A 24122-nucleotide genomic window follows, 5' to 3' on the forward strand; every position below is an offset into this window, starting at 1 on the left:
TTGTTCAGGGCCGCCCGTTCCGGGAGAGGTAAATCACATTTCCGTTACGTCAAGACAGCCCGCATCCGCATCATGCGGGCGCGGGGTCAGTCGTCTGATGCCACCTGCAGCGCCTTGGACAGAAGCGCGTTCAGTGCTGCCTGCTCCTTTTGGGTCAGCCCGGTCAGAAGCTCTGCCTGTGTCTGGACATGGGCGGTGGCCACCTCGTCGATCAGGGCAAGGCCCTTGTCGGTCAGTCCGATCAGAAAGCTGCGGCTGTCGTCGGGGTTGACGCTGCGCGACACCAGCCCTGCTGCTTCGAGCCGGTCGATGCGGTTGGTCATCGTTCCCGAAGACACCATCGTGCTGCGCAAGAGATCACCCGGAGACAGGCGATAGGGCGCGCCCGAACGGCGCAGGGTTGCCAGCACGTCAAACTTGGCCCCGTTCAGGTCATAGCGCGCCCAGGTTTTCTGCATGCCCTGCTGATAGGCCTGCGCCAGTCGCCCCACCCGTCCGATCACCGCCATGGCGGAGACATCAAGGTCCGGGCGTTCCTTTTCCCATTGCTGGGTCACAAAATCTACGTGGTCCATGGGAACTGTTTAGCAGTTGGTATCTTGACGTCAAGAGAATCGCACATATCTTGACGCCAAGATAAATGAAAGGAGCCTGCCATGCAGAGCCGAGATCTGATCCTGACTGCGATCGCGCCAATCGTCTGGGGCAGCAGCTATATCGTCACAACCACGTTCCTGCCGGAACATTCGCCACTGACCGTGGCCCTGCTGCGGGCGCTGCCTGCGGGGCTGTTGTTGCTGGTGCTGGTGCAGCAGTTGCCCCCGCTCGCCTGGGTGCCACGGCTTCTTGTGTTGGGGGCGCTGAATTTCTCGATTTTCTGGGTGCTGTTGTTCACCACCGCCTATCGCCTGCCCGGCGGGGTTGGGGCCACTTTGGGCGCGGTGCAGCCGCTGGTCGTTGTGTTTCTTTCCGCGCTGGTGCTGAAAACGCCGGTGCGCGGCGTGCAGGTGATGGCAGCCGCGCTGAGCGTGGCGGGCGTTGCCCTTTTGGTGCTGACCCCTGCTGCCAAGCTGGACACGCTGGGGGTGGTTGCCGGATTGGCCGGGGCGGTGACCATGGCGGGCGGCGTTGTGCTGAGCCGGAAATGGCAGCCGCCTGTGTCGCTCCTGACCTATACCGCATGGCAGCTGACTGCCGGTGGGCTGCTGTTGCTGCCGGTCACCATCTGGGCCCTGCCGGAGATGCCGCAGTTCAGCGGGCAGAACATCCTGGGGCTGGCCTATATGAGCCTGATTGGCGGCGCCCTGACCTATGTTCTGTGGTTTCGCGGGATTGCCCGGCTGGAGCCTGCCTCGGTTTCGCTTCTTGGGGTGCTGAGCCCGCTGGCGGCCGTGATCCTTGGCTGGGCCTTCATGGGCGAGGTGCTGAGCGCGAAACAGGCTCTGGGGGCGGGACTGGCGTTGTTCAGCCTGTGGCTGGGTCAGGTCAGCTGGCGCTGGCGTCCGCGCAAACTGGCCTCGGCCTGACGGCGCCGCTGCTGCACAAACGACATCAGGCCCGGTGATGCCGGGCCTGATGGGGGAAGGAAACGGTTGCCTGTGCGGTCCGGGCGGCCCGTCTCAGCGGTCGCGCCAGGGGGTGCAGGCGCGGCCAGCGTGGCAGGCCAGAACGTCGCGTGCGGCCTGACCATCTTCGTTGGAAAAGCCAAAGCCGCCGCAGGGGTTTTCCTCCAGCACCAGCTCATCCCCGCGCTGTTCGAGAAAGGCCACGTAGCGCAGGCCATCCTCGGCAGAGGCACACCACGGACCAAGGCAGAGAATTTCCAGCGTCACGGGAAGCTCCACCTCGCGCTGGAAACCGCCCTCTGTCAGCAGTTTGCCACTCAGACTTGCCGGGATGGCGGTGCGCGGCGGCGTGTTGTTGGGGTCATCGCTCGGCGCTTTGGGCAGGGCCGAGGCGTCAAAGCGCAGAATGCCATCGACCACGACATAGCTCTTGTCCGACTTTGACGCCTCAAGATAGCCGTCGGCAGGCCCCCAGGGCACACAGCTGAGCGCAGAGGCGGGCCCCGCCAGTGAGGCTGCGGCAGCAAGAGCGGCGGCCATGAGGGTGGCGGTGCGGGGAAGTGAGAACATGATCCAATCCTTGTCACTGCAGGGCAGATAGATGTCGGATCATAGATGGTCCTGAAATTCCTGCACGACCCGTTCGTAAACCTCGCGCTTGAACGGCACGATCTTGCTGACCAGCTGATCCACGGGCAACCAGCACCAGGTCGAAAATTCCGGATGGTCAGTGTCGATATTGACCTGATCGTCCTGCCCCAGAAAGCGCATGAGATACCATTTCTGTTCCTGCCCGCGATATTTGCCGCCCCAGAAATGCGGCACCACATCCGCAGGCAGGTCATAGGGCAGCCAGCCGTCGCTTTCGGCGATGATTTCGATCAGGTCGGGGGTGACGCCGGTTTCCTCTTCCAGCTCTCGCAGTGCGGCCAGACGTGGGTCTTCGCCCTTGTCGATGCCCCCCTGTGGCATCTGCCAGGCGTCTTTGTGTTTGTCCATGCGCTGGCCGACCCAGACGTCGCCTGCCGCGTTGATCAGCATGACGCCCACATTCGGACGGTATGGCAGGGCGGCGATCTGTTCTGGGGTCATGGGGCTCTCCATCTGTTTGTCGCTCCCTGTGTAGCGCTGCCCCCGCGTCGCGCAAGAGGTTGACGCCGCGTCTGAAGTGACAATCCCATGGCAGACAGGCAATTTTTGCCGACGACGATCAGGGAGAGTGTGATGACTGCGTACCCGAAACTGCTGGCGCCGCTGGATCTTGGCTTTACCACGCTGAAGAACCGCGTGCTGATGGGCTCCATGCATACCGGTCTGGAAGAGACCAAGGACTGGAACAGGGTTGCGGAATTCTACGCAGACCGGGCGCGCGGCGGCGTGGCCTTGATGGTGACGGGCGGCATTGGTCCGAACCTGGAAGGTTCGGTTCTGCCGGGGGCCGCGATGATGACCAGCGACGAGGATGTCGCCAACCACAGCATCGTCACGGAACGCGTGCATGATGCGGGCGGCAAGATCGCCATGCAGATCCTGCATGCGGGGCGCTATGCCTATGGGCCGAAATGCGTGGGGCCAAGCCCGGTCAAATCACCGATCTCCCCCTTCCCGCCCAATGAGCTGGACGAAGAGGGCATCGAAAAGCAGATCGCCGATATCGTGAACGCCGCTGTTCTGGCGCAGAAGGCGGGTTATGACGGTGTCGAGATCATGGGCAGCGAGGGTTATTTCCTCAACCAGTTCCTGGTGAGCCATACCAACAAGCGCGAGGACCGCTGGGGCGGCTCCTATCAGAACCGGATGCGCCTGCCGATCGAGGTGGTGCGCCGCACCCGCGCGGCAGTGGGCACGGATTTCATCATCATCTACCGCCTGTCGATGATCGACCTTGTGCCCAATGGTTCCACCTATGACGAGGTGGTCGAGCTGGCGCAGGAGATCGAAAAGGCCGGTGCCACCATTCTCAACACCGGCATCGGCTGGCATGAGGCGCGCATTCCCACCATTGCCACATCTGTGCCCCGCGCGGCCTTTGCATGGGTGACGAAAAAGCTGATGGGCAAGGTGTCGATCCCGGTGATCACATCGAACCGGATCAACACGCCCGAGGTCGCCGAAGAGGTGCTGGCCGAGGGCTGCGCCGACATGGTGTCGATGGCGCGCCCGATGCTGGCGGATGCGGATTTTGTCGCCAAGGCCGAGGCGGGCAAGGCCGATCAGATCGCGCCGTGCATCGCCTGCAATCAGGCCTGTCTGGATCATACCTTTGGCGGCAAGCTGACATCCTGTCTGGTCAACCCCCGCGCCTGCCATGAGACCGAGCTGGTGCTGACCCCTGCCGAGAGCAGCAAGACCATTGCCATCGTTGGCGCGGGCCCTGCGGGCCTGTCCACGGCGCTGGCGGCGGCGGAGCGCGGCCATAAGGTGACGCTGTTTGATCGCGCAGGCGAGATCGGCGGCCAGCTGAACATGGCCAAACAGGTGCCCGGCAAGGAAGAGTTCTGGGGGCTGGTCGATTGGTATCGCACCATGCTGGCGCAAAGCGACGTGACGCTGGAATTGAACCGCGAGGTATCGGCGGGTGATCTGCAGGGCTTTGACGAGGTGGTGATTGCGACGGGCGTGGTGCCGCGTGATCCGCAGATCCCCGGCCAGGACCGCGCCAATGTGGTGGATTACATCGACGTGCTGCGCCACAAGGCCGAGGTCGGCAAACGGGTGGCGGTGATCGGTGCGGGCGGCATCGGCTTTGACGTGTCGGAGTTCCTGCTGCACGCAGGCGAGAGCGCGACCGAGAACCTGCCGCTGTGGATGAAGGAATGGGGCGTGGCCGACCCGGCAGAGCATCGCTCCGGTCTGGCCCCCGAAGGCCCGCAGCCCGAGGCGCCCGCCCGCGAGGTGACGTTGTTGCAGCGCAAGGCAGAGCGCCACGGCAAGCGGCTTGGCAAGACCACCGGCTGGATCCACCGCGCCACGCTCAAGATGAAGGACGTGAATTTCGTCGGCGGCGTGAACTACGAAAAGATCGACGACGAGGGCCTGCATGTGAGCTTTGGCGAGGCGCGCGAAAACCCGACGGTGATCGCGGCCGACACGGTTGTTCTGTGCGCAGGCCAGCTGTCTGAGCGGACGCTGGCGGACACGCTGGAGGCCCAAGGCACCCCCTGCCACGTGATCGGCGGCGCAGATGTCGCCGCAGAGCTGGACGCAAAACGCGCAATCAACCAGGGCACACGGCTCGCCGCCAGCCTCTGATCACCGCCCCCCTTTCGCAATTGCCCCGTCCCGCCCCCTGCGGGGCGGGGTTTCTTTTTGGCGGGCCACTGTGGGGGCCAATGCGCGGGCCACTGCCCAGATGGGACAACCAGACCGCCCCGAAAGGGGTGGCGTTGTCGAGGTGCGGGGTGTGAGTGGCCAACACGAACATCCGCCGCAGGCGCGGTCAGGGCGCTGATAGCGAAGTTTGGAAAGTCTGGCGGCTTCCAGGACAGCGGACCTTCGCCCCTCGCGCAGCGAAACCGGGCTTCGAGCCCAGTCTGACAGGTACCAATAGGTCTCCCTGTTCGCTATCACCCTTGCCGTTACCGTAGTCTATTGGCTATGTGTCCTGAGCTTAGGACCCAGAGGGTAGTCGACAGGGCCCCTCCGTCAGGCTGAGGAAACCCCCACAATTTCTTTCTTTATAGAACACATATTCGATCGGGGGGGGGGCTGGCCACAATTCGTAGCTTTAAGCAACATTGAAGTCTGGCTCATGAGGTGCGCAAACCAACCCTGAGACGTGAGACCCTGACGCTGACATAGGAGAATGTAGCGGTGCAATCAGTGATGAAATTAGTTTCTGGTAGGTTTTTGGCTTTATTGTCAGTCTCTTGTTTTGTTCTTGCAATAGCAGGCGCCAGGTCTTCCGATGCTATGTCCCCGACATTGATATCTGGAAGCGATAGTGAGCCACTAACTGTGACGATGTACCATCCACCTGTTAGTTTCAAAGACTATCTTAAGAAGCTGGATGAAGAAGGGGCTATCTTTAATTTCTCCGAGAGCTTTGATAACCCAAGACAGTCAGATGTATGGATTTTCTTTTTAAATTCCGCTGAAGATATTCATGACTTGCCTTCGGATGTCGTGGATATTTTTATTGCTGCGGGGGGTGGCGAGAAAAAATACAGATCTATTTTGTTTCAATTTGATACGACTTCGGGGGATGAAAAGTTTGTTTCCTTTAACTTCATTTCTGAGTTTGGTGAGATGGATGAATTTGAAATCTCCTGTCGGGTTGCTGTGCTCGTTTTTCTGCGTACTTCAAAGCAATTTACCGATGATAGGTACACCAAGTTGGTGGCTGATTGTGGGGTTCCGTAAGATCTGTCCGACGTCAGTTTTTTTGAGATCAATTGGCGTTGTTGCACAACTCTGCTTGTTGCTGATTCACAACGAGAATCAGTGCAGTTAAAGCAGCTGCACACCGAAGCCCACTGGAGCCCTTAGCTGCCATCACCGCCTGGCTTGGATGCTGCAGGTGCATTTGGCTGCTTACAGCCCAAAGCAGTCGTCGGGTATTGGCCAGATCGCAACCGCAGCGAACGCCCGCTTCGTCCGCACATCGGTCGCTTGACTGACCTTGCCCCCCGGCCCGAAAACGGCCGTTTGAACTTGTTTCAACCGAGTGGTGCAGGAACATCTGGCTGGTCAGCCCCCGACCTGACCGTCTCTCCGCCGGGCTTCTGGGGCTTGGCGACGGAGGCGTTGGTCACTGTGTGCGGGGTGGAATGCTTTGCTGTTTTGAGGTTTGCGCTGCCCCCTGTGACACCTGCCCCCTGTGACACCTGCCCCCTGTGACACCTGCCCCCTGTGACATCTGCCCGCCCTGCCCTCAGCTGATCTGACCTGCCCCAACCCGCGCCAATTTGCCAGAACCTGCGGTGGACTGTGGCCGGGGCATTGCGTCTTGGTGCGGGACGGGGGATGGTCTGGGCATGGCGCGCGAGACCGAGTTCACCTATGACACAATAACATCCGCGGCGCGGCGGCATATCCGGGTGTTTCAGCTGCACCAGTTTCTTGACCGTTTCGCCATGGGCCTGACCGTTGCGGTTGTTGCCCTGGCGTTGACGGATCGGGGGATGGACCTGTTTCAGATCTCGCTGCTGTTCGGGGTCTATTCGTTCACCACTATGGCGATGGAGCTCCCCTTTGGCGGGCTTGCTGACCGGATCGGGCGCAAGCCGGTTTTCCTTGCGGCGGTTGTGGCCAGCCTGATGTCGCTGGCGCTGTTTCTGTCATCCAGCAATTTTGCCGTTCTGGCGGCGTCGTTTGGCTGTATCGGGTTCGGGCGGGCCTTGCGGTCGGGGACGCTGGATGCGTGGTTTGTCGAAACCTTCCGTGCGGCGGCGCCGCGGGTGGATGTGCAACCGGCACTTGCGATGGCGCAATGGGCCAATGCGATGGGTCTTGCACTTGGTGCCGTTCTGGGCGGGCTGCTGCCCGATCTCATGCGCGCGACGGGGGTCGGGTTCGGGATCAGCATCTATGATGTGTCCTATGCGGCGAGCTTTGCCGTGATGCTGATCGTGCTGGTCTACACCATGCTGGCCATCCACGAAGCGCCACGACCGCTGAGCGTCCGCGCCCTTGGTCAGGGGATCGGATCGCTGCCCTCGGTGATGGCTGAGGCTGGCCTGCTGGCAGTAAGACACCCCAGCCTTTCCATGCTTCTGGCGGCTTTGGCGCTGTTTTTGATGGCGACCAACCCGGTCGAGGTGATCTGGCCCACATATGCCAAGCCGATGCTGGATGCAGGTTTTGCCAACAGCATGATCGGGGGGCTGACGGCGGTTTATTTTTTCTCTGTCGCGTTTGGTGCGTCAATGGCTGCGCGGATCAGCCGCCTGTTCAAACGCCGCCACGCGGTGACCCTTGCGGCGCTGTTCACGGCGCTTGCGGCCGTTCAGCTGGCCCTTGCCCTGCAGGGGGGCATCGTGGGGTTTGTGGTGGTCTTTGTCGTCTTTGCCATCCTGCTGGGCGCGAGCGAGACCCCGGCGAGCAGCATCCTGCACGGCTGTGTGGAAGACCGTCAGCGATCCACCCTGCTGTCGCTGCGATCCCTGATCCAGCAGCTGGGGGCCGCGGTCGGGCTGGTTCTGGCCGGGGCGATTGCCGAGGGGTCTTCCACCACGGTTGCCTGGAGCGTGGGTGCCGTCTGTCTGCTGGTGGCGGCTGTGCTGTGCGTGGTACTGGCAAGGCGTCTGGCTGCCGGGACACGTTGAGCGCGTTACCAGCCGTCCTGCGAACGTGGGGCTGCGGGATCGGCCGCGATGGATCCCCCACAGGTGAGGCAGCTGTCTGCACCGGCCTGCGCCGGTTCGACCAAAATGGTGATCTCGGCCACAGGGGTCACGTGACCCGCCGCTTGCAGGCCCAGCTGATGCAGACCTGTCGGCAGATCGAGGGTGCGGCTGGTGTGCCCGGCGGGCAGCGGTGTCCTGTCCAGCGGCATATGGTTCAGCGTCAGGTGATACGCCCCCGCCTGCGGGATCTGCAGAGTGAGCGTCGCGGGACTCGACAGGATGTCACCATCCTGGGGGCTCAGGATCCTGGGTGGCCCGGCCTGATCGGCAGAGCCTGCGCCCGCAGTCAGGACGAAGACAAGGGAGAGGACAAGAGCGCTGGCAGCTCCTATCCCCTTCCCTCTCCCCCTTGCTATCCCGGTGGGCCGCAAGTGTTTCACGTGGCAACAGGATCATGCACCGCACGGGCATCTGCCGGGGCCTGATCGCGCTGGGTCATGCCGTAGTCGCGCAGCACAGCGGCCACCCGTAGCCGGTAGTCGCTGAACACGCTTTCGCGGCCCTCTGTCTGGCCTGCGCGATGCGCGCTGAGGGAGCGCCAGTTGGCCACGGCCTCCTCGCTTTCCCAGAACGACAGCGACAGGAGTTTGCCCGGTGTTGTCAGGCTCTGAAACCGTTCGACAGAGATGAAACCCTCTACCTCTTCCAACAGCGGCTTCAGACCGGCGGCGATGTCGAGGTAGCGCTCGCGCGCGCCCTCCTTGATTTCGACCTCGAAGATCACGGCAATCATTGATGCCCCCCTTGGTAGCGGTGGATGTGTCGCTGCTGGCAGCAGACTGTGGAAACGCACATGGTCGGTTCTGTCAGCTGTCCGAGACCTTCTTAAGCCATGTGCGATCCTCGCGCAGGATGAATTTGCGCTCCTGCGCAAAGGCATAGTTTTCCTGCCCCAGCGGATCAGCCGCAAGGCGCGCGCGATAGGCTTCGTATGTGGCCAGATCCGCCACATCATAGATACCGTAGGCCAGCGTGGACGAGCCCTCATGCGGGGCGAAATAGCCGATCAGATTGGCGCCACAGCGCGGAATGGCCTGCCCCCAGTTGCGGGCATAGGTGGTGAAGTCGTCCCGCTTGGTCGGGTCGATCTGGTAGCGGATAACACAGGTCAGCATCGGGGGTTCCTTTGTTGATGACTGCCCCGATGACTAGCGGCTCGACCCGGCCAGACGGTTCGCCCTGTGTCGAACTGTGCCGTTATTCCGTGCCGTCACTCAACGCGGATGGTGATGACGTTGGACATGATGGGCCGCGCATGAGGCACATGACCGGCGTCCCCCAGAACCAGCTGGAGCGTGTGTTCGCCCGGTGCCAGTTCCAATGTGGTTTCCGTCTGGCCACCGCCGAAGTGCAGGTGGTTTTCATCCGACGGCAGACCATAGGCCAGCTCATCCGCGCCATCCTCTCCCTCTCCAAGGGGCGGGCGGTCGATCAGCAGGTGGTGGTGGCCGGTGTTTTCCTTTTCCGTGCCAGCCGGTGCCACCCCCATGCCCCGCAGGCCAAAGACCACGGTGACGGGTGAGGACACGATATCGCCGTCCTTGGGTGACACGAAATAGACGCTGGCGCCATCTGGGGACGGCGTTGTGCCGCCGGTGATCCCCGCGGACGGAGACAACGCAGCCGCCGCAATCGCAGCCGCGCGCATGGCCCGCCACATGGGCCGGGCAGAGACGATGGATGTCATAACAGATCCTCCCATTTACAAACAGACAGCCAAGTGTAGCACAGCTGCCCCCGGCCAAGGGCAAAGCATAACAGGTTCACAATTTCCCTTGTCCGCCCCGCAGGATCTGGTGAAGGTCCAAATGGGGCCTGCGGTTCAGCGCAGCCGCCACATAAGGTCGGTGCGGGACATGGTGTTTCTGGTCATTTTGATGGGGCTGACGCCCAGTTTTCTGATGGTGGGCCTTGGCGGGCTGTTGCGTCGGCGGTTGTCTCCCGAGGCCTGGCAGGGACTGGACCGGCTGAATTTTGAAGTGCTGTTTCCGGCGCTGTTGTTCTTTGCCGCCTGTGGCAGGCCGATCACCTTTGGCGATCTGGGCCGCATTGGCCCTGCGGTCTGGGCGGTTCTGTTGCTGGCGCTGGCTCTGGGTGTGGTGGCGCGTGGGTTCGGGCCTAAGAGGTTTATGGATTTTGCAGGCGCGTGGCAGACGGCCTGGCGGTTCAATTCTGCCATCGCCTTTGTTGCGGTGCAGACGGTGGGGCCGGATCTGACCGGGCAGATGGCGGTGGCGATCGGCATGGCGGTGCCTGTTGCCAATGTGCTGGCGGTCACGGCCCTGTCGCGGGGCGGTAGCCTGTCGCTGGGTCAGACCCTTTTGAAAATAGCGCTCAACCCCTTTTTGATTGCCTCTGTCGCAGGGGTCGCCGTGGGGCTGTCGGACTACAAACTGCCCGACCCGATCCTGGCACCTGCAGAGATGCTGGCGCAGGCGGCCATTCCGATTGCCTTGTTGTCGATCGGGGCCACGATGAACTGGGAGGCGCTGGCGCGGCTCAATGCCTTTCATGGCTATCTTTGCCTTGTGCGGTTGGTGCTGGTGCCGCTTGTGGTGTTTCTGGCCTGTGTCAGCCTGCCGGTCGCGGACGATCTGGCGGCGGTGTTGATCCTGTTTGCGGCCCTGCCGACCGCGTCGGCTGCGCATGTTCTGGCGTCTGCCTTCGGCGCGGACCGGGAGCTGGCGGCAACGTTGATTGCCCAGTCCACCCTGCTGAGCGCGCTGAGCCTGCCTGCATGGATCCTGCTGATCAAACTGGTGTTTCAGACAGGTTAACCGTCTGAAAACGGGCACATCCCCTGGCAGGCACCGGTGTTTCCGCTGCGCGAACGATCCCTGTAAAACCCTGCAATTATCCCACAGTTGCCCCCTTCTTGCCCGATTTGGCGATCATCACTGGTGTCCGACACGATAATTCGAGGACGCGAGAACATGGACCGACTGACCGAAATGGAGGCCTTCGCCAATGTGGTGGATCAGGGCGGCTTTACCGATGCGGCCAAGAAAATGGGCATCTCGAAATCCGCGGTGTCCAAACATGTTTCCAGCCTTGAGGCCCGATTGGGCGCGCGGCTGCTGAACCGGACAACCCGGCGCGTGTCACCCACCGAAATTGGACTGGCCTACTACGATCGCGCCCGCCGCGTGTTGAATGACGCGGGCGAAGCGGATGCGCTGGTTACCTCCATGCAGTCGGCGCCTTCGGGATTGCTGCGCATTTCGGTTGCGACGGATTTTGGCGTCAACCACCTGTCGCCTGTCCTGTCGGATTTCCTGCGGGACTACCCGGAAATCACCGTCAACATGGTGTTGAACAACCGCTATGTGGAACTGATCTCTGAAGGCTTTGACATGGCCCTGCGGATCGGTGAGCTGGAAGACAGCTCTCTGCGGGCGCGCAAGCTGACGGAGACCACCAAGCGGATGATCGCCTCTCCTGCCTATCTGGAGAAGTTTGGCCGCCCGCAGAAGATTGACGATCTGAACACCCACAAGCTGCTCCATTACTCGAACCAATCGAGCGGCAGCATGTGGAAGATCACTGCGCCGTCGGGCGAGAAGCGTCAGGTGCGCACCTCTGGCTGGCTGTCGGTGAATGACGGGCAGTCGCTGCTGAATGCCGCGATCTCCGGGCTCGGCATTGCCTATCTGCCCAGCTATCTTTATTCCGATGCGATGGCGGAGGGGCTGGTCGAAGATGTGATGCCATCGCTGCCGCGCGAAACCCAAGGCATCTATGCGGTCTATCCGCCCGGTCGATTTACCCAGCCCAAAGTGCGCGCCTTCATCGATTTCCTGGCCGAGGCCTTTGCCGAAAAGGAAGGCATCAATTGGTAAGGCGCTGACAGGCAGAGCTGTCACACCTGCAGAGATTTGAAACCCGCACGGCGCCCCCTGTGCGGGTTTTGTTTTGTCCGTGCGCGGCCCCCACGTCTGCAATGCCTCAATTCCGCTTTGATCGCGCCATGCTGATTTCGGAATCGCTGGCCACAAGGGACGCAGAGGATGACCAACACCCGCCATTTTACGGCCACCACGTGTTACGGTGCCGAGCCAAAGCATTGCCATGACCACGATCAACATTGCCCGTCAGGACGGCACCCCCAGAGAGACCGCCCATACCGTGCGCGAAGACACCTCGTCGCGCGGGGTGGATCTGGACGGCGCGCAGGTCACGGTTGTCTACACGGATGGCACCAGCGAAACCCTGACCTGGCAGGCGCTGGACCCTTACACCACGGGCGGGGCGACTGGCGAGAACATCGATATGTTCTTCGGTTTCAGCTGGCACGAGCTGAGCGCGACCAAACCGATTGCGTCGCTTGAGATCGATCTCGCCCCGGCAAATTCGGTCTTTGACACCACATTTGCGATGGATGACGATCCGGCCGGGGGATCGACGCCCACATCAAAGAACGGCTTTCCCTTCAAGCTGGCGCCGGAATACGAGGATCTGGCAGGCACGATTACTGCAACCTATTCCGACATCGTGAATTTCGAGGGCAGCGCGGCGGTCGGGGATCTTTACACCACCATGACCATCGACTTTACCGGCCTTGAAGGGGGCGGGTTTGTTGGGGATCTGCAGTGGAATTCCGACATTGATACCCTCACCGGGCCCTACAAGGACAGCACACCTCCGCCCTGTTTTGTGGCCGGGACGCTGATTGCAACGGATCTGGGGCTGTTGCCGGTCGAGACCTTGGAGATCGGCGCGCTTGTGGCGACCCGCGACCACGGGTTGCAGCCGCTGCGCTGGATCGGGCGCAGCCGACGCCGCGCGCTGGGGCGGGACGCGCCGGTTGTCTTTGCCGCAAATGCGTTGGGTCGGCATCAGCGGATTGCGCTGTCGCCCAACCACCGGGTGCTGATCGCCTCGGAGCGGGCAGAGCTGCTGTTTGGCCAATCCGAAGTGCTGGTCAAGGCCAAGGATCTGGTCAATGACGGCACGATCCGGGTGCAGGCGGACGGCGCAGAGATCACCTATGTGCACCTGCTGTTTGACCGCCACGAGATCCTGACCGGCAACGGTCTGGACAGCGAAAGCTATCATCCCGGCCTGCAGACGCGCGCCTCTTTTGATGCGGCAACCGAGGATGAGGTGCTGCGGCTGTTTGGCGATCAGGACGACTATGGCCCGACCGCGCGGATGGTTTTGAAATCACACGAGATTGGGCTTGTGCTGCCCGCCTAGCGCGGGATCAGCACCACTTCGACGCGGCGGTTTGCTTCGCGCCCTGCAGGGGTCTGATTGCTGGTCAGCGGGGCCATGTAGCCCGCACCGGCCACAGCAATCCTTGCGCGGTCGACTGTGCTGTCCTCGAGCAAGCGGCGGCGCACAGCATCGGCGCGGCGTTCCGAGATTGCGATATTCTGATCCAGCGAGCCCACGGTGTCGGTATGCCCCACCAGCAGAATGTCAAATTCCGTGTTGTCCTGCAGAAAGCTGCTGAGGGCCGCGAGGCTGTCGTAGGGTTTTGCGCCCAGTTCAACGGCGCCGGTTTCAAACTCCAGATCCGCCAGAACCGCATGGCCCGATTGGGTCAGGCGTGTGATCAGATCCGCCTCGCCAATCAGCGCAGGCTGTGGCGGCGGACCTTCCACCGTATCGTCGGGGGCGATCACCACCCCGGTGCCGGTTGCGGCGGTGGTTGGTGTTACCTCGATCACCTGCACATAGGTGGCATTTCCAGAGCGCGACACCAAAAGGGTCACGATGCGCCCATCGGGGTGTTCTGCCGACAGGAAACTGTAATTGCTGATATCCACGGCCATATCCGGCGCGGGGATCACTTCGATTGCGAAACGGAAGTCGAAACCGCCGCAGGTTTGGGCCGGGCATTGATAGAGCGGTTCAAACCCCGCCTCGACCAGCTGCGCGCGCAGCGGGGCCAGAACCTGCAGTACGGTGGCATCGCCGGACAGCCGCCAGCTGCGCCGCAGGATACGGCCTTCGACCTCGCGGGTGGGGACACCGATGCCCAGATGACCGCCGGTGCTGCCGTTGACCGGGCCAAGGGGAACCGCATAGGTGCCTAACGCAGTGGGCCGCTCTGCCAGTTGGCGTGCGCCGACCGGCAGCTCTACCCCTTGGGCATGGGCCGGGATGCCCGCAAGGCTGAAGGCTGCGAGCCAAGCCATGGTGCCAAACAGGCGCCATTGGCGAAAAGAGGAGAGCGGCGTCATGAAGTCAGCCCGGCCTTTGGATCAATCGCGGAATTGCGCGTGGTATTCGTCATTGGGAACCATGCCTGTGGCGCTGGCGACGCGGTTGGACATGTTGAAGAACCCCGTGACATTGGCGATGTCCCAGATATCGCGATCGCTAAAGCCGTGGTCGCGCAGGATCTGGCGGTCGGCCTCTTCGATTTCGGCGCTGGCCTTGGTTGCTTTGGCCGCAAAGTCCAGCATGGCCCGCTGGCGCGGTTCGATTGGCGCGACGCGGTAGTTCATCACCAGCATTTCGCCCAGCTTTGGGTCGCCAGACAGCTGGCGCACCGCCGCGCCATGGGCGACAAGGCAGTAAAAGCAGCCGTTGATGGAGGAGACCACCACCGCGATCATCTCGCGCTCCAGCTTGCTCAGCCCGCTGTCGGCCAGCATCAGGTCATTGTACATCGCGGTGAACGCATTGAGCTTGTCGATGTCAAAGGCATTGGCCCGCAGCACGTTGGGCACCATGCCCAGCTTGTCCTGACAGATGTCGAAATACTTCTGCGTTTCAGGCGGCAGCGGATCCACCATCGGCAGGTCAAGCGCGGTTGGGGCATCGGTGTTGCGGGTCATCGGTTACACTCCCTCTGGGTTGTGCCGATAGTGGTAACGCCCCGCCACGGTCATGCCAAGTGAGGCATAAAGACCATTGGCGCTCTCATTGGCCCTGGTGCAAAGAACCGCCAATTCCTGCGCGCCCTGTTCCGCCGCCCAACGCGCAGCACGGCGCATCAGCCAGGCGGCCATCCCCTTGCGCCGCTGATGCGGCAGGATTTCCAGCGCATGCACCATCGCCACCCCGTCGTGGATGGCAAGGAAACCGGTGCCTGCCGGGCTGTCATCCCAGCGCCCCAAGAGCGCCGTTTTGGGCCCCTTGGCCCGCTGCATCACGGCAAAGCGTTCCGGGCCGATGCCACCCTGCGCCCAGATTTCGTGCTGGATCGCCAGTGGCTCCCAGACGCAAAAGGCGGTGACGGGCGGGATGTCGATGTCACAGAGGTGATCGACCGGGCAGGTCCAGAGCACCACGGGATCCTTGACCACATAGCCACGTGCCGCCAGCTGTGCGTCCAGACTGTCTTCGCCGTCGCGGATCATGAAGAGCGGGTCCTGCCCCATCTCTCTCATGGCGGTCTCGGCTGTTGCGATTTCTGCCTCTGTCGCGATGCCGCCCTCGACTGTGGCGGCAGAGACCCGGCTGCCGCCCCCCTGCCCTTCGCGCAGGGTCACGGGGCCGAGGGAAAAACTGCGAAAGCAGGGCCAGGTGCCTTCGGTGACGGCGTAGTATTTCGGGTCGGTCTGCACGTCAGCGCCGTGCGATCCTGCGCCACTCACAGGCCAAGATCCCGCGCCAATTGGGTCATGGCGGCATCCACCCGTGCCCCGTCAGACCCCCGCACCACGACATTCGCGCCAAAGGCGCCATTGTGCTGGAACGGGTAACATCCGATCGACAGATCATCGAATGCCTCGGCAACCGCGGTGAGAATGGGGGCGATGTCGCCTTCGCCCCGCTCGACCCTCAGGGTTTGTGACAGAAGCGGCGCACCGCCTGTCAGCGTCGGCAGCACAGAGGCCACCATGGCCTGAAACACACTGGGCACACCGGCCATCACATGCACGTTGCGCAGCGTAAAGCCCGGCGCGGTCGAGACGGGATTGTCGATCAGCGTGGCCCCATCGGGGATACGCGCCATCCGCAGACGGGCGGCGTTCAGCTCCTGCCCGGATTTGTCGTAATGGGCCTGCAACAAAGCCCGCGCGTCATCACGCACATCCAGATGCACGTCAAAGGCCTTGCTGATGCAATCCGCCGTGATGTCATCATGGGTCGGCCCGATGCCACCGCTGGTAAACACATGGTCGTAACTGTCGGACAAGGATGTCACGGCAGCGATGATCGCGGCCTCATCGTCGCTGACGATGCGCACTTCCTTGAGATCGATACCGTGTTTGGTCAGCTCTCCCGCGAGGAAGTACATATTGGCATCACGGGTGCGCCCGGACAGGATTTCGTCTCCGATCACCAGCATGGCTGCGGTTGGGTTTGCCATTTGCCTTTCCTCCTCTTGATCCAAGTCTAGGGCAGGTATAGGCCCTGTGCCATGCGCTTTCCAACCCCTCTCCTCCGTGCCAGGCTGATCCGCCGCTACAAGCGGTTTCTTGCGGACTGTGAGCTGCCTGACGGGCGCGAAGTGACCGCCCATTGTGCAAACCCCGGCTCCATGATGGGGCTCGCGGAACCGGGCAGCATCGTTTGGCTGGAACCCAACGACGATCCGAAGAAAAAGCTGAAGTACGGCTGGCGTCTGGTCGAGGTTTGCGGCGGCACGCTGGTGGGCGTGGACACATCTGTTCCGAACCGGGCGCTGAAGACCGCGCTGGAGGCGCGTCAGATCGCGCCGCTCGCCGCCTATGAAACGGTGCGGGCAGAGGTGAAATATGCCGAAAAAAGCCGGATTGATTTTTTGCTGAGCCAGCCCGGCCTGCCCGATTGCTATGTGGAGGTCAAAAGCGTCACGCTGTCGCGCACAGCCGGTCTGGCGGAGTTTCCGGACAGTGTGACAGCGCGGGGGGCCAAGCATTTGGGCAATCTTGCGCAGATGTGCCGTGCCGGTCATCGCGCGGTGCTGCTGTATCTGGTGCAGCGGGGCGATTGTGACCGCTTTGCCATCGCGCGCGACATCGATCCGGCCTATGGCGCGGCCTGGGATGAGGCCGCGGCGGCAGGTGTGGAGCGGCTGGTGATTTCGACCTCGATCACATCCGAAGCGGTCGAAATCGCCCAGCCGATTGTCGCGCAGTAGCGGGATCAGGCGGCTGCGTCCGCCTCGCCCTTGGCGGTCTGCTCTGCCGCGTCCCCGTCGGTGGTTGCGTTTTCGTGGATCACGGTGCGGGTCGGGAACGGGATGTCCACGCCTGCCTCGTCCAGCGCCTCTTTGACCTTGCGCTTCATGTCGGCCTGATACTGGAAATACTCTGCCGCATCGACCCAGACACGCACCAGGAAATCAACCGAACTGCTGTTCAGAGTGTTGACCTGAATGAACGGTTCCGGCTCTGCGTGTGAGCGGCTGTCGGACATGATCGTGTCGCGGATCACCTGCTCTGCCGTGGCAAGGTTTGCCCCATAGCCAACCCCGAATGTCCACTCTGCGCGGCGGGTATCGTATTCGGAATAATTGGTGATCGTGTTGCCCCAGACCTCGGAGTTGGGAATGATCACCTTGAGGTTCGACAGGCTGGCAATCACGGTGTTGTTCAGGGTGATATCCTTGACCGTGCCCATTTCGCCGTTCACGTCGATGAAATCCCCCAGTTTGAAGGGGCGGAACAGGATGATCATCACGCCCGCCGCCACGTTGGACAGCGCGCCCTGCATCGCAAGGCCGATTGCCAGACCGGCGGCACCGATTGCGGCGATGATCGAGGTGGTTTGGACGCCGAATGTGTTCAGTACGAAAAGAACCGCAAAGGCGAGCACGACATAGCGCGCCACCGTGCCAAGGAAGTGAAACAGCGTCGTGTCGAGGCTGGCGTGGCTGTCGCCCAGCCGCACGATGCGCCGTTTGACCCAGCTTGCGACGATGAACCCGGCCACGAGGATCACGACAGCCGCGAGAACATTGCCCATCAGCTCTGCCAGAAACTCAAGCGTGATGAGGTCTGACAGCGTCTTGCCGTTGTAGATTTCGGTGTTCATCAGGCTCTGCAATGCTTCCATCCCATATGATCCTTTTCGCTGTTTGGTCCCCGGACGTTGCCAGAAAAACGCCATTCGCGCGCAAAAGTTCCCCCTGCGGTGCGGCGGTGGCTCTGGCCCTTTGGCTGTGAACCCCTTACATAGCTATCCCAAAGACACCCGATGGAGCCCCGCCAGATGAGATCAAAAGACGGCCGCACGACCAAAGACGGCATCCGTATTTATGAGCCCGGCGATTTTGCCGGCATGCACGCTGCCGGTGCGCTGGCTGCGCGGATCCTTGATGATATCGCAGAGCATGTGTTTCCCGGTCAGACCACCGGTGAAATCGATCGTCTCATCACCAAGATGGTGGAAGACGCCGGAGCCACCTCGGCGACGATCGGCTACAAGGGCTATCAGCACGCCAGCTGCATCAGCGTGAACCATGTGGTCTGCCACGGGATTCCGGGTGACAAGAAGCTGAAGGATGGCGATATCCTCAACATCGACGTCACCGTCATCGTTGATGGCTGGTTCGGGGATACCAGCCGGATGTATGTCGCAGGCAAGCTGTCGCGCAAATCCGAACGGCTGATTCAGGTGACGCATGATTCACTGATGAAGGGGATCGAGGCGGTCAAACCCGGCAACACCTTTGGCGACATCGGTCATGCGATCCAATCCTATGTCGAAGCACAGCGCATGAGCGTCGTGCGCGATTTCTGCGGTCATGGTCTGGGTCTGGTGTTCCACGCGCCGCCAAACGTGCTGCACTATGGTCGCCCCGGCACCGGCCCCGTTCTGGAAGAAGGCATGTTCTTTACCATTGAGCCGATGGTGAATCTGGGCCGTCCAGAGACCAAGATTCTGGCCGATGAATGGACTGCCGTGACGCGGGACAAATCCCTGTCGGCCCAGTTTGAACATTCGGTCGGCGTGACCGCGGACGGGGCCGAGATTTTCACCCTGTCACCGGGCGGCAAGTTTCATCCGACCTACGGGTAAGGGGCCATATCCCCACAAAGAAGGGGCGTGCCGATTGGCGCGCCCATTCTTATTTTATGACCTCTGCGGTCCAATCTGTCTGGTGCCGGACGCAGGCCCGGCCCAAGCGATCAGAATTTGCAGCGTTTCTTGTTGGCCAGTGCAACCAGCACTTCGTGGCGCTCGTTTGCGGCGGCCAGCGCTTCGGTGGCATTGGCGTGGTTGCCGATGATCGCAGGCCAGAACAGCAGGGCTGCCGCGACGTTTGCGCCGGAGACGGTTTTGCCTTTCTTGGCTTCTGCGCGGATCTCTTCCAGCTGGACCAGCTGGGTTTCAATCTCGCCGCAGGTCAGTTTGCTGTCACCCACCTGGGTCTTGGTGACCACGTCGGGGGAGACACAGCCGCTCAGGGTCAGCGCAGCGGCGGCTGCGACGATGGTAAGTTTGGTTTTCATGACTGTCCCTAGTCTTTGTTGGTTCGTCTTTTTGTTGTGTCGGACCCATGCGCAAGGGCCTGCGCGGGTCTTGTGCTTGGCATACTACACAATCTGTGATTGACAAATGTTGAATAAAGACGATTGGGATATTTTTCAGTGTTTTCCGCGAGATGAGCCTGCCTACCGTCGTTTCCAACGGCGTTTCCGTCACAATCCGATCAGATAGGGCACCTGCGTCATGGTGGTAATATGTTCGGCGTTGTGTCGCGTCAGGCGCAGACCTTTGCCGTGCGGGTCAAAACCAAGACAGCGCATACCGGCGCGGGCGGCCGCGATGGCGCCATTTTCGCTGTCCTCAATGACCAGACAATCGCGGGCCTGCACGTCGAAATGACAGGCCGCGGCAAGGAACAGATCCGGGTCGGGTTTGCCGGTCTTTAGCGTGTGGGCCGAGAACATCGCATGGGGGTGGAACAGCTCCCACAGGCCGTTCTGACCAAGGGTGATGCGCATCTTGTCCTCGCTGCCATTGGAGGCCACGCAAAAGGCAATGCCGCGCTCTTGCAGGAGGGCCAGAAGATCCGAAACCCCAGGCACCAGTGAGACGCCCTGGCGCAGGCGGGCATAGGTTTCCTCGTAGACCTCTGTCACCCAATCCGCAGGCAGGTCTGCGCCACGCGCGATCGCCTTTTGGCGGACCTCGGCCATGGTGCCCCCCACAAAGAGATCCATGCATTCCGCAAGGGACAGGTGCAGACCGTAGCGCGCAAGGTTATCGGCAAGAACCTGATTGCTGAGCGTTTCACTGTCGACCAGCACACCGTCACAATCAAAAATCACCAGTTTTGGCGTGGGGTATGTGGTCGGCATGGTCCTATCCTTTTTGCTGTCTGCTCAACTCTCGTGCCACAGCAACGTTACATGGGTGTCACCGTATTTGCGGCTGTCGTGCAGGCTAAAGCCATCCGGGGCCTGCATGGGGCTGTTTTCTTCCCAGACCACCAGCGAATCCTGTGCGAGCCAGCCGCCTCTGACGGCCGCCGCCAGGGCCTTTTGACCGAGAGCTTTGCCATAGGGCGGATCCAGAAAGACCACGTCAAACGGCGCGCCATCATTGACCGGCAGGCGGGTGGCATCGCGACGGATGAGCCGCGCGCGATCCTTGATGCGCAAGAGATCGATGTTCTTGGTGATGAGCCCCTGCGAGACGCGGCCATCGTCCACAAATACCGCCTCCGAAGCGCCGCGCGACAGCGCTTCAAGCCCCAACGCACCGGTGCCTGCAAAGAGATCCAGCACCCGCTGCCCGTCGAAATCGACCAGATGGCTCAGCACGTTGAACAGGCTTTCGCGCACGCGGTCGGTGGTGGGGCGCAGATGGGCGCCGGCATCCCCCTTGCCCACACTGGTCAGCGCGCGGCCACGGAACTCTCCCGCGATGATCCTCATGCGCGCAAAAGCGGCTTCAGATCCGCCTCTGGATCAGCAACCACGCCCTTGTCGGCGGTGCGCCCTGCCTCAATCAGACGTTTGGCAACCATATAGGCGCGGGGATCATTCATCGCGTCTACCGCCACCAGCTGATCGCCCGTGTAATACCAGAAGGACGTCGCACCATCGCTGCCCTGACGGGTGACAACATTGTCGTAGCCCGTGTTCAGCCCGGCGATCTGCAGTTTGACGTCGTATTGGTCGGACCAGAACCACGGTTTGGCCACATAGGTTTCTTCAGCGCCGAGCATATTCCGGGCCGCGACCTCTGCCTGATCGATGGCGTTGGGCACGCTTTCGAGCCGGATGCGGCTGCCGCGATACGGGAAGGATGCACAGTCGCCCGCAGCCCAAATCGCCGGGTCCGACGTGCGCCCGTGTTCATCCACCTTGATGCCGTTTTCAATCGTCAGGCCTGCGATCTCGGCCAGGGATGTGGCCGGGGTGATGCCGACGCCGACCACGACGAAATCCACCTCAACCGCGCTGCCATCGCTGAGCACGGCGCGTCTGACGGCGCCGTCTTCGCCCTCCAGCCGTTCAAGGCCGATGCCTTCGCGAATATCGACACCGTGGCCAATGTGCAGCGCGCGGAAATAGTCGGAGGTCTGGGGGGCCGCGACCCGCTGCAGGATGCGGTCGGCCATTTCCACCAGCGTGACAGAAACCCCGCGTTTGGCGCAGACGGCTGCGGCCTCAAGACCGATATAGCCGCCCCCCACGATCAGAGTGCGCGCGCCCTCCCTTACAACCGGGGCCATCGCGTCCACGTCCGCCAGATCGCGCAAGACATAAACGCCCTGCAGATCGCCACCGATCGCGGCGGGCAGGCGACGCGGGCTGGACCCGGTGGTGAGCGCCAGCTGGTCGTAATGCAGCACCTCATCCGCGAGGGTCACGGTCTTGGCCGCCGGGTCAATCGCCTGCACCTCATGACCCAGTTTCAGGGTGATATTGTTGTCCGCATAGAAGCTTTCGGGGCGCAGATAGAGCCGTTCCAGCCCCATTTCGCCCAGCAGATAGGCCTTGGACAGCGGCGGGCGCTGATAGGGAACGACCGGTTCGCTGCCGATGAGGGTGATCTCGCCCTCAAAACCCTGCTTGCGCAACTGCGCCACAAGAGACGCGCCTGCCTGCCCGGCTCCGATTACGACGAAATGGGTCATTGGCGGCCCTCTCTCTTTTTGCTGTCTTGCTTTGTGGTCTGTGGCTGCGCAACCCTCTGGCAAGGTTGCTGCCCGACCCTATATGTGAGGGAATATAAAACACAATCATGGGAGAGGAACAGATCATGATTTCCGTCGGAGAGACCCTGCCAGAGGCGACATTGACCCGCATGGGGGCCGAGGGCCCGGAGCAGGTGAACATGGCTGACCTGACCAAGGGGCGCACAGTTGCGATTTTCGCCGTGCCGGGGGCTTTTACGCCGACCTGTCACTCTGCCCATGTTCCCAGCTTTATCCGCAGCAAGGACGCGCTGGCGGCCAAGGGTGTGGACGAGATCATCTGCATTGCGGCTAACGATCCATTTGTGATGAAAGCCTGGGCCGAGGCAACCGGCGCAGATGCTGCGGGCATCACCATGTTGTCGGATGCGGAATGCGGCTTTACCGATGCGATTGGCATGCGGCTTGATGCGCCTGCCGTGGGTCTGGTCGGTCGATCGCTGCGCTATGCGATGCTGGTCAAGGACGGCGAGGTCGCCATCATGAATGCAGAAGAAAACCCCGGTCAGTGTGAACTGTCCGCTGGTGAGGGCCTGCTGGACGCAATGGGCTGAGCCCTGCTGTCCAGCCCCAGGAACACGAAAAAGGCGCGGCAGGATCCGCGCCTTTCTTATATTTTGGTCGGCCAGAATATCGGCTGGCCGGGGCAGTCTGCGACCGTGCCTAAAGCAGGCTTTCCATCTTGCGGGCGAGTTTGGCGTCCAACGCGCTGAGCCCGCCGACATCATGCGTTGTCAGCACCACCTTGACCTTGTTGTAGGTGTTGGACCATTCGGGATGGTGGTCCCATTTTTCGGCCCAGATCGCCGCGCGGGTCATCCAGCCGAAGGCGTCGACAAAGCTGTCGAATACAAAGGTTTTTTCGATGGCGTCGCGGCCGTCCACCTCTTTCCAGCCCGCGCTGAACAGCGGATCAAGCAAGGGGCCTCGGGTGGCGGCGGATAGGATTTCTGTCATTGTTGTTCCTCCACATGCGCTTTGCGGAACGGACCGTAGTCGGTCAGGATTTCGATCTCTTCCTCGATGGCACTGCGCTCGGCCTCGAGGTAGCGGGCGATGGCATCAGCAAAGCCCGGATCCCCAACCCAGTGCAGGCTGTGGGTCTGGGCAGGCAGATACCCGCGCGCCAGTTTGTGTTCCCCCTGCGCGCCAGCTTCGACCTTTGACAGGCCACGGCTGATCGCCTGATCGATGGCCTGATAGTAACACAATTCGAAGTGCAGGCAGGGGTGGTGTTCGCTACAGCCCCAATAGCGGCCATAAAGCGTGTCGCGGCCTAGGAAATTCAACGCGCCCGCGACGGGCACACCGTCACGTTCAGCCAGAATCAGCACCATGTCGTCAGCCATCGTCTGATGGGCAATGTCGAAAAAGGCCCGCGTCAGGTAGGGAGAGCCCCATTTGCGCGCGCCTGTGTCCTGATAGAAGGTCCAGAAGGCATCCCAGTGCTCGGCGCGCAGATCCGCCCCGTGATAGGCCCGAATTTCCCCGCCGAACCCCTGCGCCTGCGCGCGTTCCTTGCGGATGGTCTTGCGCTTGCGCGATGACAACGCGGCCAGAAAACCATCAAAGCTGTCATAGCCTTCGTTCAACCAGTGGAACTGCTGAGTGATGCGGGCCATCAATCCCATCTCCGCGCCCATTCTGGCCTCGTCCTCTGTGCAGAAGGTCACATGCAGCGAGGAGACATGGTTGTCTGCCGCCAGCTGCACCGCGCCCTGCACCAGTGCCGATTGGCCGATCCCGTCAAAGCCGGGTTTGACAAGAAACCGCCGACCCGTCGCTGGGGTAAACGGTGCGGCAATCTGCAGCTTTGGATAGTAGCGCCCCCCTGCCCGTTCATAGGCGTGGGCCCAGTTGTGGTCGAAGATATATTCGCCCTGGCTGTGGGATTTGGCGTACATCGGCGCGCAGGCAATCAGCTCTCCGTTTTGGCGAGCCGTCAGATATTGTGGCTGCCAGCCGGTTCCGGGCCCAACCGAACCGCTGTCTTCCAGCGCGCTCAGGAAACGATGCGTGGTAAAGGGATCGAGAGGCGCACCACCATCGGCGGCCTCCGGGCAGGCGCAGGCGTCCCAGTCGGCTGCCGCCACCTGCGACAGCGCACCGAGAACCGCGATTTCGATCTGCGCCTGTTCCATTCAATTCCTCCGCGACAGACAGTATCTGGGT

28 protein-coding genes are annotated in these 24122 nt (G+C 61.8%); 10 read left to right on the forward strand and 18 right to left on the reverse strand.

Going from position 1 to position 24122, the window contains the following annotated elements:
* Nucleotides 1-86: 86 nt before the first annotated feature.
* The gene (locus KUV39_RS10350; protein WP_008561245.1) at nucleotides 87-575 is read right to left on the reverse strand and encodes a MarR family winged helix-turn-helix transcriptional regulator; all 489 of its coding nucleotides are present in this window, start codon (nucleotides 573-575) and stop codon (nucleotides 87-89) included.
* 81 nt (nucleotides 576-656) lie between these two features.
* Here KUV39_RS10350 and KUV39_RS10355 point away from each other — a divergent pair, with 81 nt between their 5' ends.
* A complete protein-coding gene (locus KUV39_RS10355) occupies nucleotides 657-1526 on the forward strand; it encodes an EamA family transporter (protein WP_222459736.1) in 870 nt (289 codons plus the stop codon).
* Between the two features lie 93 nt (nucleotides 1527-1619).
* On the opposite strand, the gene KUV39_RS10360 is transcribed toward KUV39_RS10355, so the two are convergent.
* Together KUV39_RS10360 and KUV39_RS10365 are read right to left on the reverse strand one after the other, a co-directional pair.
* Complete coding sequence (locus KUV39_RS10360) at nucleotides 1620-2135, reverse strand: hypothetical protein (RefSeq protein WP_008560195.1); 516 nt, start codon at nucleotides 2133-2135, stop codon at nucleotides 1620-1622.
* A 39-nt stretch (nucleotides 2136-2174) separates the two neighbouring features.
* Nucleotides 2175-2657 (reverse strand): RNA pyrophosphohydrolase, encoded by a 483-nt coding sequence (locus KUV39_RS10365; RefSeq protein ID WP_008560404.1) that lies wholly within the window; start codon nucleotides 2655-2657, stop codon nucleotides 2175-2177.
* Nucleotides 2658-2789: 132 nt separating this feature from the next.
* Between KUV39_RS10365 and KUV39_RS10370 the strand changes: the two genes are divergently transcribed.
* The 3 genes from KUV39_RS10370 (at nucleotide 2790) to KUV39_RS10380 (ending at nucleotide 7831) form a co-directional block, all read left to right on the forward strand.
* On the forward strand, nucleotides 2790-4817 hold the full coding sequence (locus tag KUV39_RS10370) for an NADPH-dependent 2,4-dienoyl-CoA reductase (RefSeq protein ID WP_222459737.1): 2028 nt from the start codon (nucleotides 2790-2792) through the stop codon (nucleotides 4815-4817).
* Nucleotides 4818-5378: 561 nt separating this feature from the next.
* Nucleotides 5379-5927 carry a hypothetical protein gene (locus KUV39_RS10375; protein ID WP_222459738.1) on the forward strand — a complete coding sequence of 183 codons (549 nt, stop codon included), beginning with the start codon at nucleotides 5379-5381 and terminating at the stop codon, nucleotides 5925-5927.
* 614 nt (nucleotides 5928-6541) lie between these two features.
* On the forward strand, nucleotides 6542-7831 hold the full coding sequence (locus tag KUV39_RS10380; protein ID WP_222459739.1) for an MFS transporter: 1290 nt from the start codon (nucleotides 6542-6544) through the stop codon (nucleotides 7829-7831).
* A gap of 5 nt (nucleotides 7832-7836) precedes the next feature.
* Here KUV39_RS10380 and KUV39_RS10385 read toward each other — a convergent pair whose 3' ends face one another.
* From KUV39_RS10385 to KUV39_RS10400, 4 genes are all read right to left on the reverse strand, one after another.
* On the reverse strand, nucleotides 7837-8061 hold the full coding sequence (locus KUV39_RS10385) for a hypothetical protein (protein WP_050674443.1): 225 nt from the start codon (nucleotides 8059-8061) through the stop codon (nucleotides 7837-7839).
* A 227-nt stretch (nucleotides 8062-8288) separates the two neighbouring features.
* Complete coding sequence (locus KUV39_RS10390; RefSeq protein ID WP_209034908.1) at nucleotides 8289-8645, reverse strand: antibiotic biosynthesis monooxygenase family protein; 357 nt, start codon at nucleotides 8643-8645, stop codon at nucleotides 8289-8291.
* A 73-nt stretch (nucleotides 8646-8718) separates the two neighbouring features.
* On the reverse strand, nucleotides 8719-9027 hold the full coding sequence (locus KUV39_RS10395) for an NIPSNAP family protein (RefSeq protein WP_046211880.1): 309 nt from the start codon (nucleotides 9025-9027) through the stop codon (nucleotides 8719-8721).
* A 95-nt stretch (nucleotides 9028-9122) separates the two neighbouring features.
* Nucleotides 9123-9599 carry a DUF4399 domain-containing protein gene (locus KUV39_RS10400; RefSeq protein ID WP_244998333.1) on the reverse strand — a complete coding sequence of 159 codons (477 nt, stop codon included), beginning with the start codon at nucleotides 9597-9599 and terminating at the stop codon, nucleotides 9123-9125.
* Nucleotides 9600-9708: 109 nt separating this feature from the next.
* Between KUV39_RS10400 and KUV39_RS10405 the strand changes: the two genes are divergently transcribed.
* The 3 genes from KUV39_RS10405 (at nucleotide 9709) to KUV39_RS10415 (ending at nucleotide 13108) form a co-directional block, all read left to right on the forward strand.
* Nucleotides 9709-10689: an AEC family transporter gene (locus KUV39_RS10405; RefSeq protein WP_336512816.1), complete on the forward strand. Its 981-nt coding sequence runs from the start codon at nucleotides 9709-9711 to the stop codon at nucleotides 10687-10689.
* A 156-nt stretch (nucleotides 10690-10845) separates the two neighbouring features.
* Nucleotides 10846-11751, forward strand: coding sequence for a LysR family transcriptional regulator (locus KUV39_RS10410; RefSeq protein WP_008560556.1), 906 nt, complete (start codon nucleotides 10846-10848; stop codon nucleotides 11749-11751).
* 229 nt (nucleotides 11752-11980) lie between these two features.
* Entirely contained in the window at nucleotides 11981-13108 is a 1128-nt protein-coding gene (locus KUV39_RS10415) for a Hint domain-containing protein (protein WP_046211879.1), read from the forward strand.
* Here the strand turns inward: KUV39_RS10415 and KUV39_RS10420 are convergent.
* The 4 genes from KUV39_RS10420 to KUV39_RS10435 are packed head-to-tail and all read right to left on the reverse strand — an operon-like array spanning nucleotide 13105 to nucleotide 16181.
* A complete protein-coding gene (locus KUV39_RS10420) occupies nucleotides 13105-14100 on the reverse strand; it encodes an OmpA family protein (protein WP_222459740.1) in 996 nt (331 codons plus the stop codon). The two genes, KUV39_RS10415 and KUV39_RS10420, sit on opposite strands and share 4 nt — an antisense overlap.
* A 21-nt stretch (nucleotides 14101-14121) precedes the next feature.
* Entirely contained in the window at nucleotides 14122-14700 is a 579-nt protein-coding gene (locus KUV39_RS10425) for a peroxidase-related enzyme (RefSeq protein ID WP_222459741.1), read from the reverse strand.
* Nucleotides 14701-14703: 3 nt separating this feature from the next.
* Entirely contained in the window at nucleotides 14704-15462 is a 759-nt protein-coding gene (locus tag KUV39_RS10430) for a GNAT family N-acetyltransferase (protein ID WP_336512817.1), read from the reverse strand.
* On the reverse strand, nucleotides 15459-16181 hold the full coding sequence (locus KUV39_RS10435) for a competence/damage-inducible protein A (protein ID WP_046211878.1): 723 nt from the start codon (nucleotides 16179-16181) through the stop codon (nucleotides 15459-15461). The genes KUV39_RS10430 and KUV39_RS10435 overlap by 4 nt, the downstream gene beginning before the upstream one ends.
* Nucleotides 16182-16232: 51 nt before the next feature.
* On the opposite strand from KUV39_RS10435, the gene sfsA reads away from it, so the two are divergent.
* On the forward strand, nucleotides 16233-16934 hold the full coding sequence (gene sfsA / locus KUV39_RS10440; RefSeq protein ID WP_222459742.1) for a DNA/RNA nuclease SfsA: 702 nt from the start codon (nucleotides 16233-16235) through the stop codon (nucleotides 16932-16934).
* A gap of 5 nt (nucleotides 16935-16939) precedes the next feature.
* Here sfsA and KUV39_RS10445 read toward each other — a convergent pair whose 3' ends face one another.
* On the reverse strand, nucleotides 16940-17851 hold the full coding sequence (locus KUV39_RS10445) for a mechanosensitive ion channel family protein (RefSeq protein WP_046211921.1): 912 nt from the start codon (nucleotides 17849-17851) through the stop codon (nucleotides 16940-16942).
* A 156-nt stretch (nucleotides 17852-18007) separates the two neighbouring features.
* Here KUV39_RS10445 and map point away from each other — a divergent pair, with 156 nt between their 5' ends.
* Complete coding sequence (gene map / locus KUV39_RS10450) at nucleotides 18008-18817, forward strand: type I methionyl aminopeptidase (RefSeq protein WP_008559721.1); 810 nt, start codon at nucleotides 18008-18010, stop codon at nucleotides 18815-18817.
* 110 nt (nucleotides 18818-18927) lie between these two features.
* On the opposite strand, the gene KUV39_RS10455 is transcribed toward map, so the two are convergent.
* From KUV39_RS10455 to KUV39_RS10470, 4 genes are all read right to left on the reverse strand, one after another.
* Nucleotides 18928-19251 (reverse strand): YgdI/YgdR family lipoprotein, encoded by a 324-nt coding sequence (locus tag KUV39_RS10455; RefSeq protein ID WP_008562945.1) that lies wholly within the window; start codon nucleotides 19249-19251, stop codon nucleotides 18928-18930.
* Nucleotides 19252-19440: 189 nt separating this feature from the next.
* Nucleotides 19441-20103 (reverse strand): HAD family hydrolase, encoded by a 663-nt coding sequence (locus tag KUV39_RS10460; RefSeq protein WP_222459743.1) that lies wholly within the window; start codon nucleotides 20101-20103, stop codon nucleotides 19441-19443.
* A 24-nt stretch (nucleotides 20104-20127) separates the two neighbouring features.
* Nucleotides 20128-20682: a 16S rRNA (guanine(966)-N(2))-methyltransferase RsmD gene (rsmD, locus tag KUV39_RS10465; protein WP_222459744.1), complete on the reverse strand. Its 555-nt coding sequence runs from the start codon at nucleotides 20680-20682 to the stop codon at nucleotides 20128-20130.
* Nucleotides 20679-21890 (reverse strand): NAD(P)/FAD-dependent oxidoreductase, encoded by a 1212-nt coding sequence (locus tag KUV39_RS10470; RefSeq protein ID WP_222459745.1) that lies wholly within the window; start codon nucleotides 21888-21890, stop codon nucleotides 20679-20681. Before KUV39_RS10470 ends, rsmD begins: the two co-directional genes overlap by 4 nt.
* A 125-nt stretch (nucleotides 21891-22015) precedes the next feature.
* On the opposite strand from KUV39_RS10470, the gene KUV39_RS10475 reads away from it, so the two are divergent.
* Nucleotides 22016-22504 (forward strand): peroxiredoxin, encoded by a 489-nt coding sequence (locus KUV39_RS10475; RefSeq protein WP_046211920.1) that lies wholly within the window; start codon nucleotides 22016-22018, stop codon nucleotides 22502-22504.
* A 109-nt stretch (nucleotides 22505-22613) separates the two neighbouring features.
* On the opposite strand, the gene KUV39_RS10480 is transcribed toward KUV39_RS10475, so the two are convergent.
* A complete protein-coding gene (locus KUV39_RS10480) occupies nucleotides 22614-22907 on the reverse strand; it encodes a 4a-hydroxytetrahydrobiopterin dehydratase (RefSeq protein WP_008561695.1) in 294 nt (97 codons plus the stop codon).
* Nucleotides 22904-24091: a GNAT family N-acetyltransferase gene (locus KUV39_RS10485; protein WP_222459746.1), complete on the reverse strand. Its 1188-nt coding sequence runs from the start codon at nucleotides 24089-24091 to the stop codon at nucleotides 22904-22906. The genes KUV39_RS10480 and KUV39_RS10485 overlap by 4 nt, the downstream gene beginning before the upstream one ends.
* Nucleotides 24092-24122 lie beyond the last annotated feature (31 nt).

The sequence above is a fragment of the Phaeobacter italicus genome (assembly GCF_019801785.1).
GTDB classification, from domain to species: Bacteria; Pseudomonadota; Alphaproteobacteria; order Rhodobacterales; family Rhodobacteraceae; genus Phaeobacter; species Phaeobacter italicus.

What these genes read in the sequence shown, in the direction of transcription:
- KUV39_RS10420 (WP_222459740.1), bottom strand. Translation starts at nt 14,100, where the DNA reads ATGACGCCGCTCTCCTCTTTTCGCCAATGGCGCCTGTTTGGCACCATG.
- KUV39_RS10365 (WP_008560404.1), bottom strand. Translation starts at nt 2,657, where the DNA reads ATGACCCCAGAACAGATCGCCGCCCTGCCATACCGTCCGAATGTGGGC.
- KUV39_RS10475 (WP_046211920.1), top strand. Translation starts at nt 22,016, where the DNA reads ATGATTTCCGTCGGAGAGACCCTGCCAGAGGCGACATTGACCCGCATG.
- KUV39_RS10410 (WP_008560556.1), top strand. Translation starts at nt 10,846, where the DNA reads ATGGACCGACTGACCGAAATGGAGGCCTTCGCCAATGTGGTGGATCAG.
- KUV39_RS10360 (WP_008560195.1), bottom strand. Translation starts at nt 2,135, where the DNA reads ATGTTCTCACTTCCCCGCACCGCCACCCTCATGGCCGCCGCTCTTGCT.
- KUV39_RS10480 (WP_008561695.1), bottom strand. Translation starts at nt 22,907, where the DNA reads ATGACAGAAATCCTATCCGCCGCCACCCGAGGCCCCTTGCTTGATCCG.
- sfsA (WP_222459742.1), top strand. Translation starts at nt 16,233, where the DNA reads ATGCGCTTTCCAACCCCTCTCCTCCGTGCCAGGCTGATCCGCCGCTAC.
- rsmD (WP_222459744.1), bottom strand. Translation starts at nt 20,682, where the DNA reads ATGAGGATCATCGCGGGAGAGTTCCGTGGCCGCGCGCTGACCAGTGTG.
- KUV39_RS10455 (WP_008562945.1), bottom strand. Translation starts at nt 19,251, where the DNA reads ATGAAAACCAAACTTACCATCGTCGCAGCCGCCGCTGCGCTGACCCTG.
- KUV39_RS10400 (WP_244998333.1), bottom strand. Translation starts at nt 9,599, where the DNA reads ATGACATCCATCGTCTCTGCCCGGCCCATGTGGCGGGCCATGCGCGCG.
- KUV39_RS10350 (WP_008561245.1), bottom strand. Translation starts at nt 575, where the DNA reads ATGGACCACGTAGATTTTGTGACCCAGCAATGGGAAAAGGAACGCCCG.
- KUV39_RS10395 (WP_046211880.1), bottom strand. Translation starts at nt 9,027, where the DNA reads ATGCTGACCTGTGTTATCCGCTACCAGATCGACCCGACCAAGCGGGAC.
- KUV39_RS10390 (WP_209034908.1), bottom strand. Translation starts at nt 8,645, where the DNA reads ATGATTGCCGTGATCTTCGAGGTCGAAATCAAGGAGGGCGCGCGCGAG.
- KUV39_RS10415 (WP_046211879.1), top strand. Translation starts at nt 11,981, where the DNA reads ATGACCACGATCAACATTGCCCGTCAGGACGGCACCCCCAGAGAGACC.
- KUV39_RS10485 (WP_222459746.1), bottom strand. Translation starts at nt 24,091, where the DNA reads ATGGAACAGGCGCAGATCGAAATCGCGGTTCTCGGTGCGCTGTCGCAG.
- KUV39_RS10380 (WP_222459739.1), top strand. Translation starts at nt 6,542, where the DNA reads ATGGCGCGCGAGACCGAGTTCACCTATGACACAATAACATCCGCGGCG.
- KUV39_RS10355 (WP_222459736.1), top strand. Translation starts at nt 657, where the DNA reads ATGCAGAGCCGAGATCTGATCCTGACTGCGATCGCGCCAATCGTCTGG.
- KUV39_RS10470 (WP_222459745.1), bottom strand. Translation starts at nt 21,890, where the DNA reads ATGACCCATTTCGTCGTAATCGGAGCCGGGCAGGCAGGCGCGTCTCTT.
- map (WP_008559721.1), top strand. Translation starts at nt 18,008, where the DNA reads ATGAGATCAAAAGACGGCCGCACGACCAAAGACGGCATCCGTATTTAT.
- KUV39_RS10385 (WP_050674443.1), bottom strand. Translation starts at nt 8,061, where the DNA reads ATGCCGCTGGACAGGACACCGCTGCCCGCCGGGCACACCAGCCGCACC.
- KUV39_RS10425 (WP_222459741.1), bottom strand. Translation starts at nt 14,700, where the DNA reads ATGACCCGCAACACCGATGCCCCAACCGCGCTTGACCTGCCGATGGTG.
- KUV39_RS10435 (WP_046211878.1), bottom strand. Translation starts at nt 16,181, where the DNA reads ATGGCAAACCCAACCGCAGCCATGCTGGTGATCGGAGACGAAATCCTG.
- KUV39_RS10460 (WP_222459743.1), bottom strand. Translation starts at nt 20,103, where the DNA reads ATGCCGACCACATACCCCACGCCAAAACTGGTGATTTTTGATTGTGAC.
- KUV39_RS10370 (WP_222459737.1), top strand. Translation starts at nt 2,790, where the DNA reads ATGACTGCGTACCCGAAACTGCTGGCGCCGCTGGATCTTGGCTTTACC.
- KUV39_RS10445 (WP_046211921.1), bottom strand. Translation starts at nt 17,851, where the DNA reads ATGGAAGCATTGCAGAGCCTGATGAACACCGAAATCTACAACGGCAAG.